General features: G+C 45.2%; 15 protein-coding genes. All 15 read left to right on the top strand.

Annotated elements, in window-relative coordinates; all coding sequences use genetic code 11:
* Positions 1 to 2: 2 nt before the first annotated feature.
* The 15 genes from NLX73_RS07795 to proS all read left to right on the top strand — a co-directional run bounded on the left by NLX73_RS07795 (position 3) and on the right by proS (position 13,353).
* Positions 3 to 416: a hypothetical protein gene (locus NLX73_RS07795; RefSeq protein ID WP_025722357.1), complete on the top strand. Its 414-nt coding sequence runs from the start codon at positions 3 to 5 to the stop codon at positions 414 to 416.
* 14 nt (positions 417 to 430) lie between these two features.
* Positions 431 to 1,219 (top strand): FliA/WhiG family RNA polymerase sigma factor, encoded by a 789-nt coding sequence (locus tag NLX73_RS07790; RefSeq protein WP_016820968.1) that lies wholly within the window; start codon positions 431 to 433, stop codon positions 1,217 to 1,219.
* 44 nt (positions 1,220 to 1,263) lie between these two features.
* Positions 1,264 to 2,673 (top strand): flagellar assembly protein A, encoded by a 1,410-nt coding sequence (locus NLX73_RS07785; RefSeq protein ID WP_254325822.1) that lies wholly within the window; start codon positions 1,264 to 1,266, stop codon positions 2,671 to 2,673.
* A 79-nt stretch (positions 2,674 to 2,752) separates the two neighbouring features.
* Entirely contained in the window at positions 2,753 to 3,073 is a 321-nt protein-coding gene (locus tag NLX73_RS07780; RefSeq protein ID WP_254325821.1) for a hypothetical protein, read from the top strand.
* Between the two features lie 41 nt (positions 3,074 to 3,114).
* The gene (locus NLX73_RS07775; RefSeq protein ID WP_254325820.1) at positions 3,115 to 3,747 is read left to right on the top strand and encodes a hypothetical protein; all 633 of its coding nucleotides are present in this window, start codon (positions 3,115 to 3,117) and stop codon (positions 3,745 to 3,747) included.
* Positions 3,744 to 4,391, top strand: a complete 648-nt coding sequence (locus NLX73_RS07770) for an endolytic transglycosylase MltG (RefSeq protein WP_254325819.1) — start codon at positions 3,744 to 3,746, stop codon at positions 4,389 to 4,391. The genes NLX73_RS07775 and NLX73_RS07770 overlap by 4 nt, the downstream gene beginning before the upstream one ends.
* A gap of 253 nt (positions 4,392 to 4,644) precedes the next feature.
* Positions 4,645 to 5,343 carry a 30S ribosomal protein S2 gene (gene rpsB, locus NLX73_RS07765; RefSeq protein ID WP_013309916.1) on the top strand — a complete coding sequence of 233 codons (699 nt, stop codon included), beginning with the start codon at positions 4,645 to 4,647 and terminating at the stop codon, positions 5,341 to 5,343.
* 131 nt (positions 5,344 to 5,474) lie between these two features.
* On the top strand, positions 5,475 to 6,125 hold the full coding sequence (gene tsf, locus NLX73_RS07760; protein WP_013309917.1) for a translation elongation factor Ts: 651 nt from the start codon (positions 5,475 to 5,477) through the stop codon (positions 6,123 to 6,125).
* 121 nt (positions 6,126 to 6,246) lie between these two features.
* A complete protein-coding gene (gene pyrH, locus NLX73_RS07755) occupies positions 6,247 to 6,975 on the top strand; it encodes a UMP kinase (protein ID WP_013309918.1) in 729 nt (242 codons plus the stop codon).
* The gene (frr, locus tag NLX73_RS07750; protein WP_029517013.1) at positions 6,975 to 7,529 is read left to right on the top strand and encodes a ribosome recycling factor; all 555 of its coding nucleotides are present in this window, start codon (positions 6,975 to 6,977) and stop codon (positions 7,527 to 7,529) included. The genes pyrH and frr overlap by 1 nt, the downstream gene beginning before the upstream one ends.
* Positions 7,530 to 7,613: 84 nt before the next feature.
* A complete protein-coding gene (locus NLX73_RS07745) occupies positions 7,614 to 8,381 on the top strand; it encodes an undecaprenyl pyrophosphate synthase (protein ID WP_254325818.1) in 768 nt (255 codons plus the stop codon).
* Between the two features lie 17 nt (positions 8,382 to 8,398).
* The gene (locus NLX73_RS07740; protein WP_029517015.1) at positions 8,399 to 9,190 is read left to right on the top strand and encodes a phosphatidate cytidylyltransferase; all 792 of its coding nucleotides are present in this window, start codon (positions 8,399 to 8,401) and stop codon (positions 9,188 to 9,190) included.
* Between the two features lie 145 nt (positions 9,191 to 9,335).
* The gene (locus tag NLX73_RS07735) at positions 9,336 to 10,475 is read left to right on the top strand and encodes a 1-deoxy-D-xylulose-5-phosphate reductoisomerase (protein ID WP_250261622.1); all 1,140 of its coding nucleotides are present in this window, start codon (positions 9,336 to 9,338) and stop codon (positions 10,473 to 10,475) included.
* Positions 10,476 to 10,581: 106 nt separating this feature from the next.
* Positions 10,582 to 11,853, top strand: coding sequence for an RIP metalloprotease RseP (gene rseP, locus NLX73_RS07730; protein WP_254325817.1), 1,272 nt, complete (start codon positions 10,582 to 10,584; stop codon positions 11,851 to 11,853).
* Between the two features lie 51 nt (positions 11,854 to 11,904).
* Complete coding sequence (gene proS, locus NLX73_RS07725; protein ID WP_069291738.1) at positions 11,905 to 13,353, top strand: proline--tRNA ligase; 1,449 nt, start codon at positions 11,905 to 11,907, stop codon at positions 13,351 to 13,353.
* The last annotated feature ends 108 nt before the right edge of the window (positions 13,354 to 13,461 follow it).

The following is a 13,461-nucleotide window of genomic DNA, read 5'->3' as shown; positions in this document are numbered from 1 at the left end:
ACATGTTATTTGGCAGCTTACGCATTAATCTTTGGTCTGGAGTAGTCGGATTTATTCTGACTTTTGTGTTGTCCGTTGGCAGCAATCTGCTGACCACGAGCTTAATTCGTGGCTTGATCGCCTTCGTTTTTTGGTTCCTACTTGCATTTGTGCTGCGCTGGACACTAGGTGTTGTAGCGCGGCCAGATCTGGGGAATGCCCAAAGCCGGGCAAGCTCTCAGGTAGATGGCGTAGGGGGGAATCTGGACCTGACGACACCAGACGAGAATGAAAACCTGAATGAATTGCTGAAACCGAAACCAGAGCAGACGGACGAAGGGAACAATGGTTTCGCGCCTTTAAACCCACCTAAGCTGGTTTCCAACAAGGACCCTGAAGAATTGGCCAAGGCCGTTCGTCACCTGACAGACAAATAAGGAGGGTGAAGCCGATGAACGAGCGTAAAGCCGCTCATTTAAACCATTCCGAACTATGGGAGCAATGGAAAGAACACGGTGACAAGGAAGCAAAAAAACAGTTGATTGAAAAGTATCTCCATATTGTGGAATATGTTTCGGGCCGCCTTGCAGTAGGCTTGCCCAAAAATGTATCCAAGGATGATCTGGCGAGTAACGGCGTTATGGGTTTGATTGACGCTTTAGAGAAATTTGACTATGAGCGTGGTTTGCAGTTTGAGACTTATGCTTCTTGGCGTGTTCGCGGAGCGATTTTGGATGGTCTTCGTCAAGGGGATTGGGTTCCTCGTTCAGTTAGGGAAAAAGCAAAAAAAATCGAGGATGCCTACCAGCATTTGGAACAAAGATATTTACGTACGGTAAGCGACGAAGAGATGAGCCATTATTTGGACGTTTCTGAAAAAGAGTTTCAAAGTATGATCCAGGAAGTCGCTGTTATGTCGATTGTCTCACTGGAGGACCCGATCCGTGAAGAGGAATCGGAAACACGGCTTTCCCTTTTGGTGGACGAGAAGGCGAAAAATCCGGATCATAAGGTCAATGAATTTACACTTCGTGATGCCCTTGCACAAGGCATTGATAAATTGACTGAAAAAGAACGTATCGTTGTTTCTTTATTGTATTACGAGGATTTGTCACTCAGCGAAATCGCTGAGGTCATGTCGCTATCTCCATCACGAATTTCACAGTTGCATTCCAAAGCAATACTACGTCTAAGAGCGACATTGGACAAACAACGGGATTTGCTAATGCGTAAAGATTAACGTACGGGAGGTTACAGTAACAGTTAGACGGAAGGAGCACCCTTGTGGAGAAGCAATATGCTTTGGACCAGTATTTAAAAGTGGTTGTCTCACCTGACAAACAAACAGCCTACTTGGAGTTTGCCAAACGTGAAGAAGGTTTTGCCTGTTCTGTGGAAGAATTAGAGCGTTTTCTAAGCAACCAAAAAATATCCTACGGTTTAATGACCGATGCGATTCGTGTATTTGCGGCAAATCCGGAAGATCATTTCTTCGGAAAATTACTGATTGCTCAGGGAAAGCAGCCGGTCCATGGCAAAGATGGAAAAATTAATCTGGCTGATATTGTGACTGGCGAAGATGCACATAAGCCACTTGAAACCGTAGATGGACGGGTGGATTATAAAGAACTAACTCGTTTAAGAAATGTAAAACGTGGACAATTGATTGCCGAACGAGTTGATCCTCTGCCGGGTGTACCGGGGATTGCTGTAACCGGAGAGGAAATTCCTTTTCTTCCAGGTAGAGAGGCGCGTTTTAAAGTTGGAAAAAATGTAGTGATCCATCCGGAAGGTGTTGCCATGTATGCGGCTATTGACGGACTGGTGACTACGACTGAAAAGGGCAAGCTTAATGTGTTCCCCGTATATGAAGTGAACGGGGACGTCGATTATAGTGTCGGTAATATTGATTTTGTTGGAACCGTCGTCATTCGTGGGAATGTCTTGACAGGGTTTCGCGTTCGGGCGGCTGGCGACATTCGTGTCATCGGTGGTGTGGAAGGCGCTGAAATTGAGGCGGAAGGTTCAGTGGAAATCAGTGGCGGCATTATCGGATACCATAAGGGGTTCGTGAAAGCTGCACAAAATGTCAAATGCTCATTCATACAAGATGGTAACGTGATTGCGGGAGGCGATATACTTGTATCCCAGAGCATCATGCATTCCCAGATTAAAGCGAGTGTAAATGTACTCTGCGAGGGGACCAAAGGGCTTATCGTAGGTGGCAGTGTACAAGCTGGTAAAAAGGTAGTAGCTCGTACCATCGGTAATACAATGTCCACAGCTACTGTTATCGAAGTGGGTGTGCTTCCTGAACTGCGCGATGAACTGACAGAACTCCGCGCACGTTTGAAGCAGCAGACAGACAGCCAGGATAAAACGAATAAGGCCCTTACCATATTGGATCAACTTGCTGCCGCCGGACAGCTTGCACCTGAAAGAATGGCTATGCGAATCAAGCTGACATCTACTAAAAAATCTAATGAACAGGAGCTTTTGGAAACCAAGTCCAGAATGCTTGAAATTGAACGAACATTAGAGGATACGAGCCGGGCACGGGTAGAAGTGAAAAATGTGATTTACGGTGGCTCTAAAATAGTTATCGGCAGATATACAAAATTTATTAAAGATTCAGTGGAAAGAATGGCGTTTTATTATCATGAGGGAGACATCAGCATGTCCTCCTACGTGTAATTCGGCACACTGTTAATCATTCAACATTGTATTCCTTGAAAGACAGATACGGATGCTCAATCGGAAAGGGTGTGGTCCAATGAGCTTGAAGGCTGTTGAATTGCAAATTGCCGTACCTCGCACCAGTGAAGCAGGAAAATACCAAAGTGAGTCCCAGCAGCGGCCGATGAATGATCAAGCATTGCTTGGACAAAAGGCCGCGCTGGAGACAGAGAACATGCGTCAACGAAGCGGCGCCATAGATCAGTCTGCGGAAACATTCGTCGGTGAGCGGCAAACGGGAGGGCAGAGCAGAGATTCTTCCCAGCACAGCCGCTCCCAATCAGGTGAGACTGAGGTGCCTAAGGAGCATCCGGCAGAGCATCCGTACAAGGGACACCATATTGATTTTTCGCTCTGATCCGACAGGTGGAGAAGCGTTATTAAAGGAGACGATGGGCAGTGGATCAACCATGGATTTATATTGTTCTGCTGGGCGCTGCAGCTGTTGTCTACGCCTGGCTTCTGCCTAAGAGTCAGCCAGGCCGGGGAACAGAAGAGGCCGTCGTTCAAAAGGTCGAGGCCACATTGGAGCAGTATATGGCCGATATTGAAAACGACAATGACGAGCTGATTGAGCTCGTATCTGGTATGAAGCAGGAGCATACAGTTAAACAGGCGGCATTACAGGAACAAGTAGCTGAGCTTCGGAGCCGTATCGTGGAGCTTGAGCGCCAGGCTATATTTCCTACTGCCTCTATGCAAACCGAGCCTGTATCTAAGGAAATGCAATATACAGTAACTTCTCATCAGGCAGCGGTTGCTTACGGTCAATTTCAAAGTCCGCAACCTGGAGTGTCTGTACAGGAAGGCTATTCTGATTCAGAAGCTCCTCTCGTAACTATGGAGGAGCAGACAGTATTGCAAGACGCTGAAACTGAGCAGGAAGTAGAGTCCATCCGTGATCGTTATCAAGAGTTGTTTGCGCTGCATGAGCAAGGCAAGTCGTTGGATTATATAGCCAAGCAATCAGGCATCCAGCGGGGGGAAGTACAGCTTATATTGCAACTCGCGGAGCGGGAGGATGTAACGTGATCAAAAACCGTTCATTTATGCTAGGCATGGGTACGGGCCTTATAACGGGGGCATTGCTGTTGCAACTGGCAATAATCGGTCAGGGACAATCGCAGCAATCTTCAACAGACCCAAAAAACATGACGCGAGAGCAATTAGAAAAGGCAGCTGCCGAATTAAATCTTCAGATCAGTGACAGTTCTGATCCGAAAATGACAGAAGAGGAATGGCGTAATAAGGTGATCAAGGAAGGCAACAAAACTCCGGTTGCACCCCAAAAGGCTAAACCAGCTCAAACGCCGTCAACACCAAAGGTACCTGTAAATAGCACATCCTCGGCGGCTTCTAAACCTTCGACCAGCGCATCGGTTCCACAAAGTCCGAATAAGCCGCAAACTCAAAGGTCTGGCACTACAACGACTCCCAACATCCCCAAGCAGCCTGCCACCCCACAAGTGCAGTATAGCATTGCATCGGGAAGCAATTTGAGAAGTGTGGCATCAGGATTGCAACGGGCAGGGGTTGTGTCGGATGCTAGTGCATTTGAGGCAGCAGCTAAGGCCCAAAAAATCAATACCAAAATTCGTACGGGTACCTATCAGTTTGCTAAAGGTGAGGATTTCAGTTCTATTATTACTAAAATTACGAAAAAGCCGTCCAACTGACCAGACCGGGAAGTGGACGGCTTTTATTCATGCTGACAAGTTCGATAAGAGGCGTAAAACATCACATTTTGCGTTGTTCCAACTATTGTCGAAAAGTTGGTTGCAACGATGCAAGTGTTATGGTATATTAATTGACGGTGTTAAAAACGCACGTCGGTTAATTTTGTAGAGGGTGCTTTCCAATGGAAAGTCTTTATGAAAAATGATGTCGGCGGAGGACACACAAAAAACCAAACTTAGGAGGTGCGTGAAGATGGCAGTAATCTCCATGAAACAGCTTTTGGAAGCTGGGGTTCACTTTGGTCACCAAACACGTCGCTGGAACCCGAAAATGGATCGTTATATCTTCACTGAAAGAAACGGTATTTACATCATTGACTTGCAAAAGACAGTGAAAAAGGTTGAGGAAGCTTACAACTTCGTAAAAAGCATTGCAGCTGAGAATGGTACAATTCTGTTCGTAGGCACGAAGAAACAAGCACAAGATTCCGTTAAAGAAGAAGCAGCACGCGCTGGTCAATTCTACATTAACCAACGTTGGTTGGGTGGTACGCTGACTAACTTCCAAACGATTCAAAAACGTATTGACCGTTTGAAACAACTGGAAGCTTGGGAAGAAGACGGTACATTCGCAGTTCTTCCTAAAAAAGAAGTTATCATTCTTCGCAAAGAAAAAGATCGTCTTGAAAAATTCTTGGGCGGTATCAAAAACATGAAGGGCCTTCCAAGTGCTCTGTTCATCATTGATCCACGCAAAGAACGTATCGCGGTTGCTGAAGCTCGCAAATTGGGTATCCCAATCGTAGGTATCGTTGATACAAACTGCGATCCAGACGAAATCGACTATGTTATCCCAGGTAATGACGACGCAATCCGCGCTGTTAAATTGCTGACAGGTAAAATGGCTGATGCAGTTATGGAAGCAAACCAAGGCGAAGAAACTACAGCATAATATTTCCATTAGGAAATACCTATATGAATTAAATGAAAAGGGTGGTTGGCAGGTGTATAACCTCTCACTACCCTTTTTTTAAGGAATAAAGCACGGTATACCACTGAAAATCAAATTTGGAGGGAAATAATATGGCAGTTAATGCTAGCGCAGTAAAAGAGCTTCGTGAAAAAACAGGCGCAGGAATGCTGGATTGTAAAAAAGCGCTTGAAGAAGCAAACGGTGATTTGACAAAAGCGGTTGAAGTTCTGCGCGAAAAAGGACTTGCAGCTGCAGCCAACAAAGCAGGTCGTATTGCTACTGAAGGTGTTGTTGAATCCTACATTCATGCTGGCGGCCGTATCGGCGTACTGGTAGAAGTAAACTGCGAAACAGACTTCGTAGCTAAAACAGACCAGTTCAGAGATTTTGTACGCGACATTGCAATGCATATCGCTGCATCGAACCCTCGTTATGTTCGTCGTGAAGAAGTGCCACAGGAAGAAATCGAAAAAGAAAAAGAAATCCTGAAAGCACAAGCTCTGAACGAAGGTAAACCAGAGAAAATCGTTGAAAAAATGGTTGAAGGCCGCATTGGTAAGTTCTATGAGGAGTTCTGCTTGTTGGAGCAATCTTTCATCAAAGATCCAGACAAAACAATCTCCACGCTTATCAACGAAAAAATCAGTACAATTGGCGAAAACATCTCTCTGCGTCGCTTTGTTCGTTTTGAACTGGGTGAAGGTCTGGAGAAAAAAGAAGATAACTTCTACGAAGAAGTTATGTCTCAAGTGAAACAATAATTACCAACGAACGGTAATTGCATATGGAAAAAACGGAAATGGAACACATCAGTGTTCCTTTTCTTGCAACAGGACACCTATCCTGTTACATAAAGTATAAATGATATTGGAGGGTGATCATTTGGAAAAACCTGTGTTTAAGCGTGTTGTCCTGAAAGTTAGTGGTGAATCGCTGTCAGGTCCTAACGGTTACGGTATTGATGCGGATACAATTGCGTCCATTGCCGAACAAGTCAAAGACGTGGTGGAACTGGGAGTAGAAGTTGCTATCGTGTGTGGTGGCGGTAACATCTGGCGTGGTATTGCTGGAAGTGCCAACGGAATTGACCGGGCCACGGCAGATTACATGGGTATGCTGGCAACAGTGATGAACTCACTGGCCTTACAGGATGCTTTGGAACAGATTGAAGTACCTACTCGTGTACAAACATCCATTGCGATGCAACAGATTGCTGAACCTTATATCCGCCGTAGAGCTATCCGTCATTTGGAAAAAGGTCGGGTTGTTATTTTTGCAGCAGGTACAGGTAATCCGTTCTTCTCGACTGATACTACTGCTGCACTACGTGCTGCTGAAATTGAAGCGGAAGTAATTCTGATGGCTAAAAATAAAGTGGATGGCGTATATTCTGCTGATCCGTTTAAAGATAGCACAGCCGAGAAATATGAGCAGCTTACGTATTTGGATGTGCTCAACAAAAATCTCGGTGTCATGGATTCTACCGCTTCCTCGTTGTGCATGGATAACAATATTCCGTTGATTGTCTTTGCTATTACAGAGCAAGGTAACATTAAACGTGTCGTGCTGGGTGAGAAAATTGGTACGATCGTCAAAGGGAGTGTAAATTAATGCCACAATCTGTGAAAAAGAGTGCTGAGGAACGCATGCAAAAAGCAATCCAAGCATTGCAACGTGATCTTGCATCTTTGCGTGCAGGACGGGCGACACCAGCTTTACTGGACCGTGTACAGGTAGAGTATTATGGTGCAATGACTCCAGTCAACCAGCTGGCGAATATCAATACACCTGACAGCCGGACCTTGATGATTCAGCCTTGGGACAAATCTTCCTTGGCCGATATCGAGCGCGCTATACAAAAATCCGATTTAGGTTTGACACCTTCGAATGATGGTAACACCATTCGTCTGAGCATTCCTGCTTTGACGGAGGAACGCAGAACTGACTTGGTGAAGTTGACGAAGAAGAACGGTGAAGAAGCGAAGATCGCTATTCGTAACATTCGTCGTGATGCCAATGATGACATCAAAAAATTGGAGAAAAGTGATATTTCCGAGGACGAATCTCGTAAACATCAAGAAGATATCCAGAAAACAACTGATAAGTTTATCGCTGAAGTGGATAAAGTTTTAGCTGCAAAAGAAAAAGAAATTATGGAAGTTTAAAAGATTGGCAGCCCCTCCCTTACGGTGGGGTTTGTCTCTTTTCAAGCCTGAGGCACATTTTCAGAGAATGCTGGAGGAACTGGAATGATCAAACGGGTTCGGTCTTGGTGGAACGGGGAACAAAAACAGCAAACACCGGCCATTTCAAAAGACAATATTCCGCAGCATGTTGCTGTCATCATGGATGGGAACGGCAGATGGGCCAAACGGATTGGAATGCCGCGGATTGTAGGGCACCAAAATGGAATGAAGGCAGTGAAACGCACAGCAATTGCAGCGGATGAACTGGGTATTAAGTATTTGACTTTGTTTGCATTTTCAACCGAAAATTGGACGCGTCCAAAGGACGAAGTTGATTTTCTAATGCGCTTACCGCAGGAATTTCTGGCTATTGAGCTAGATGAGTTGATTGAAAAAAATGTGCAAGTGCGTATGATGGGCAATAAGGAACATTTACCTTCCCATACCATTGAGGCGCTGACTGAAGCGACTCGACGAACTGAAAATAATACCGGACTTGTTCTTAATTTTGCATTAAATTATGGAAGTCGATTGGAAATCACAGAATGCATGCAAACATTGGGCCGTCAAATTGCGGATGGGAAGCTTAAAACTGAAGATATAACATCTGAGCTGATCGGTAATACGTTGCTTTCTAGTGGTATGCCAGACCCTGATTTACTGATTCGAACAAGCGGTGAGCTTAGACTTAGTAATTTTATGCTCTGGCAGCTTGCCTACAGTGAGTTGTGGTTTACTGATATTTATTGGCCTGAGTTTAAGAAAGAACACTTATACGAAGCAGTGATCGAATATCAGCAAAGAACACGGCGGTATGGCGGACTGAAGTAAATGGAGGATGAAAGCCGTTGAGACAGAGATTAATTACCGGTATTCTGGCAGGCATATTCTTTTTGGCGATGGTCCTGTGGGGCGGCTTGGCCTACCATTTGCTTATATTGGCGATGGCCCTAATCGGATTTTATGAGTTCGCACGAATGACGCAGGTATCTCCTTTTGGAGGTACAGCAATACTTGGATACGTAAGCATATTAGCTTTTGTATTCCCGTATGAACCTTTTGGTTTGCACTCACCCTTACCCTTTGCCAGTATGCTTTGGCTGGTAATGATAGCTTTTATGATCATCACGGTAGGAACAAAAAATAAAATCCCGATTCAAACGGTAGCTATATTATTTCTTGGTACCGTTTATATAGGGTTTGGATTTTCGTATATTGCGGAATCACGTCATATGGAACATGGGCTGTTATGGACATTTTTATTATTGGCTTGTATTTGGGCAAGTGATGCAGGGGCATATTTTGTAGGCAAAATGGCAGGAAAGACGAAATTATGGCCTGCGATCAGTCCGAACAAAACGGTTGAAGGATCCATTGGCGGCATCGTTTTAGCGTTGGTTATAGCTCTTGTATTCGCTGGATTATCGGGTGGACTGCTGCCATGGGGCAAAGCCATCGGCATCGGTTTGTCTTGTGCAGTTGTGGGACAACTGGGCGATTTGGTACAATCTGCATACAAACGAGTGTACGGCATTAAAGATTCCGGTAATCTGCTGCCAGGGCACGGTGGTATACTAGACCGCTGCGACAGCTGGATTGTCGTTTTTCCATTTGTACATATGCTGATGCTGCTTCCATGAGTCTATTGATTACAGTTTATGCCCAGGCTAATCTCTATGCTGCTCACTCTGCGCTACTAGAAGGTTGGAACCAGTAGCATAGCTGCCTGAATAACAATCAATGAGCTCCTGGATAAAAGTGATTTTCAGGATAGGAAGGTGCATCATGAAAAGAATTACGGTACTTGGTTCAACCGGATCTATTGGAACTCAAACGCTGGATGTAGTGTCCATGCACCCGGATCAGTTTACTGTTGAGGCTTTAGCAGGTGGTTCTAATATAAAGTTACTTGCTGAGCAGGCTCATCTTTATAAACCCAAAAAAGTGTCTGTGGGTACTCGGCAGTTGGCGGATGAAATTCGTCCTTTACTGCCTTCTGGAACGGAACTGTATTGGGGAAATGAAGGACTCGTTGAGCTTGCTGCGAACACAGAGGCGGATATGGTTGTGACGGCTGTAATGGGCAGTGTCGGATTGCACTCCACGCTGGCCGCGATTGAGGCTGGAAAACAGATCGGTTTGGCCAATAAGGAAACACTGGTTACTGCTGGTCATCTGGTCACAGCGCGGGCTCGGGCGAAAGGAGTGCCGTTGCTGCCGATTGACAGTGAGCATTCAGCTATTTTCCAATGCTTGAATGGTGAGCGTATGAAAGATGTGGCACATATTACTCTCACAGCATCAGGGGGTTCTTTTCGAGATTTGACAAGAGAACAGTTGCGTGAAGTTACAGTGGAAGATGCACTCAAGCATCCCAATTGGTCAATGGGGGCCAAAATTACAATTGATTCAGCAACGATGGTAAACAAGGGGCTGGAAGTCATTGAGGCGCATTGGCTATTCGGACTTGATTATGAGCAGATTCATGTGTTGCTTCATCCGGAAAGCATTATTCATTCCTATGTTGAGTTTCAGGATACAAGCATTGTTGCTCAACTTGGGAATCCGGACATGAGAGTACCCATTCAATATGCATTGACTTATCCTGAGCGTATGAAGTCCCCGGCGAAGCCGTTGTCACTGGCTGAAGTGGGCAGACTCCATTTTAAGGAAATGGATTATAATCGTTTTCCTTGTTTAAGGCTTGCCTTCGAATGTGGTAAAATGGGTGGTACAGCACCGACCGCATTTAATGCAGCTAATGAGATTGCTGTTGCCCGTTTCCTGCGTGGAGAAATTTCTTTTCTGCATATTGAAGCTATTATTGAACGTGTGCTGGAGCGGCATGTCAATGTGGCTAATCCTGATCTGTCTGCGATTGAAGCATGTGACGGAGAGACTCGTAGCATAGCTGCGGAATTGTAGGCTAATGTTGGGTTAGAAACGAAATGTGATTCTCTTGTGCGGGATCGGAGAATAATGATAATCTAGGAAGACAAACTCGATCTCATTGAAAGGGGAACGAAAACGATTGGAAACGATTCAAATAGTGTTGATGACGGTGCTCATGTTTTTCGTCATAGTGACAGTGCATGAATGGGGGCATTATTATTTTGCCAAGCGCGCCGGGATTCTGGTACGGGAGTTTGCGATCGGTTTCGGTCCGAAACTGTTTTCTTATAAAAGAAACGAGACGCGATTTACGTTGCGTTTGTTGCCGTTCGGTGGCTTTGCCCGCATGGCGGGAGAGGATCCGGAGGTCAATGAAATTGAGACCGGACAAACGATTGCTGTACGCCTAACGGATGACGTCGTGAAAACCATCTATCTGGATCAACTGGATAATCGCAAGAATGTGGTGCGTGGCGAAGTGTTGGATATTGATCTGGAACAGTCGTTAACTTTAAAATTGGATGTAGATGGCGAAGATCAGCAATACACTGTACACCCGCAAGCGATGATGGTAACCAAAGGTCAATCCATTCAGATTGCACCCAAGGATCGGCAGTATGGGAGTAAAACAGTAGGACAGCGTGCGATGGCTATTTTTGCTGGACCACTGATGAATTTTATTCTTGCCTTTATTTTGTTTGGTCTGCATATTCAGATGGTCGGCATACAAGTGGACAACCCGACGTATGTCCAAATTAGTGAAATTACAGCAGGTATGCCTGCTGCTGAAGCTGATTTGCATAAGGGAGATATCATCGAATCGGTGAATGGAATAGCCATTGGTGCGAATGTTGAAAACATGATCAAACTGATTGCGGATTCTCAAGACAAGCCGATGAAGTGGACGGTTCGCCGTGATAATAAGACCTTTGATCTTACTATTACACCTCGTGCAATGGAAGGACAAAAGGGTGGCAAGGTGGGCATTGTGCCTGAACTTCCAAAACGCCAAGCAGGTGTGGGTGAAACGTTCAAATTTGCCGGGCAATCCATGGTCAGAACGACCGATATTATTTTTCAAGGATTTAGCCAGCTTATTCAACGTTTTTCTATCAATGACCTGGGAGGACCGGTACGTACTTTTGAAGTGACGGGGCAAATTGCCAAGCAGGGGATTGAGCAGTTGACGTATTGGACTGCTATAATGAGTCTTTATCTGGGGATATTTAATTTATTGCCTATTCCGGCGCTGGATGGAAGCAGACTTGTTTTCCTCGGTGTAGAGGCGGTAAGAGGACGTCCTGTTGATCCGAGCAGGGAAGGAATGGTCCATTTCGTTGGTTTTGCTATGCTATTCCTGCTTATGATTGCGGTCACGTATAACGATATTTTACGCTTAATTAATGGTTAATTAGAGACGGGCTTATACAAAAACGGTCTGTATGGGAGGACATGCATTTCTATGTCGAACGATAAACAATTTGTCGAGGAAATTACGCCGCAGAGCGAAGATTTTTCCCGATGGTATATTGATGTTATTAAAAAAGCAGAACTGATGGATTATTCCCCTGTTCGCGGATGTATTGTATTCCGCCCCGATGGTTTTGAAATCTGGGAGCATATCAAGGAAGCCATGGACGTGCGCTTCAGAGAAACAGGCCACCGTAATGCCTATTTTCCAATGTTCATTCCAGAAAGCTTTTTTCAAAAGGAAAAAGAGCATGTCGAAGGGTTTAATCCTGAACTGCCTTGGGTAACCGAGGCTGGTGGGGAAAAGCTGGAAGAGCGTCTTGCAATTCGTCCGACTTCGGAAACCATGATTGGTCATATGTACTCCAAATGGATTCAATCCTATCGTGATCTGCCTGTGCTTATTAACCAATGGGCTAACGTAGTGCGTTGGGAAAAACGCACGCTGCCTTTCTTGCGCACAAGTGAATTTTTGTGGCAAGAAGGTCACACGGCCCATGAAACAGAAGAAGAAGCACGCGAAGAAACGATGAAAATGCTGGAAGTATACCGTGAGGTTATTGAGGAAGTTCTGGCTATTCCGGTTATTACTGGACAGAAAACGCCTTCTGAAAAGTTTGCAGGTGCGAAGGATACATTTTCACTGGAAGCGATGATGAAGGATGGACGGGCGGTACAAGCTGGGACCTCCCACTATATGGGAACTAATTTTGCCGTTGCATTTGACATTAAATATTTGAGTCGTGAAAACAACTTGGAATTCGCGCATACGACTTCATGGGGAACAAGTACACGTTTGATCGGTGCACTGATTATGGTACATGGAGATGACCGTGGTCTGGCATTGCCTCCTAAAGTTGCGCCTACGCAGGTTATTATGGTTCCAATTGGACCACCTAAGAAGCGTGATGCCGTTATCGCTCGTGCAGATGAACTATTTGCTGAGTTGAAACAAGCGGGAGTGCGTGTTAAAATGGACGACCGCAGCGATGTAAGTCCAGGCTGGAAATTTAATGAATATGAAATGCGCGGTGTGCCGGTTCGTCTGGAAATCGGACCTCGTGATATGGAAAACGGTGTCTGTGTGCTCGTGTCCCGCATCAGCGGTGAGAAAAAAATCGTGCAGCAGGATAATCTGGTTGAGGAAGTACACGCGATGCTCGCACAGGTGCAGCAAGAGATGTTTGATCGTGCGAAAAATTTCATGGAAGAAAACTTCTATTCCGTCGATACGCTGGATGAAATGAAGACTCTCATGGAAGAAAAACGCGGCTTTACTTTGGCAGGCTGGTGCGGAGCTGAAGAATGTGAAGACAAAGTTAAAGAAGTAACAGGTGCTACAAGCCGTAACATACCGTTTAAAACAACCGAGCAAAAGTCCACATGTTTGTGTTGTGGCAAACCTGCCAAGCATACAGTAGTGTTTGCACGGGCGTACTAATATAGATGTAGGGCAATATCACTATACTCACTTCATTCTTTTTGCTGACATGGTAGCTATTACGGGACAATGTTCCGAAGGATCTATGTCGTTGTGAGAAGGATTGAA

This window comes from Paenibacillus sp. CH40 (assembly GCF_024213605.1).
GTDB classification, from domain to species: Bacteria; Bacillota; Bacilli; order Paenibacillales; family Paenibacillaceae; genus Paenibacillus; species Paenibacillus polymyxa_B.
This window is presented reverse-complemented; position numbering and strand designations above follow the sequence as displayed.

Excerpts from the sequence above, each read along its gene's own strand:
- NLX73_RS07735 (WP_250261622.1), top strand. The coding sequence starts at position 9,336 with ATGAAAAGAATTACGGTACTTGGTTCAACCGGATCTATTGGAACTCAA.
- NLX73_RS07790 (WP_016820968.1), top strand. The coding sequence starts at position 431 with ATGAACGAGCGTAAAGCCGCTCATTTAAACCATTCCGAACTATGGGAG.
- NLX73_RS07745 (WP_254325818.1), top strand. The coding sequence starts at position 7,614 with ATGATCAAACGGGTTCGGTCTTGGTGGAACGGGGAACAAAAACAGCAA.
- NLX73_RS07780 (WP_254325821.1), top strand. The coding sequence starts at position 2,753 with ATGAGCTTGAAGGCTGTTGAATTGCAAATTGCCGTACCTCGCACCAGT.
- proS (WP_069291738.1), top strand. The coding sequence starts at position 11,905 with ATGTCGAACGATAAACAATTTGTCGAGGAAATTACGCCGCAGAGCGAA.
- tsf (WP_013309917.1), top strand. The coding sequence starts at position 5,475 with ATGGCAGTTAATGCTAGCGCAGTAAAAGAGCTTCGTGAAAAAACAGGC.
- rpsB (WP_013309916.1), top strand. The coding sequence starts at position 4,645 with ATGGCAGTAATCTCCATGAAACAGCTTTTGGAAGCTGGGGTTCACTTT.
- NLX73_RS07795 (WP_025722357.1), top strand. The coding sequence starts at position 3 with ATGTTATTTGGCAGCTTACGCATTAATCTTTGGTCTGGAGTAGTCGGA.
- frr (WP_029517013.1), top strand. The coding sequence starts at position 6,975 with ATGCCACAATCTGTGAAAAAGAGTGCTGAGGAACGCATGCAAAAAGCA.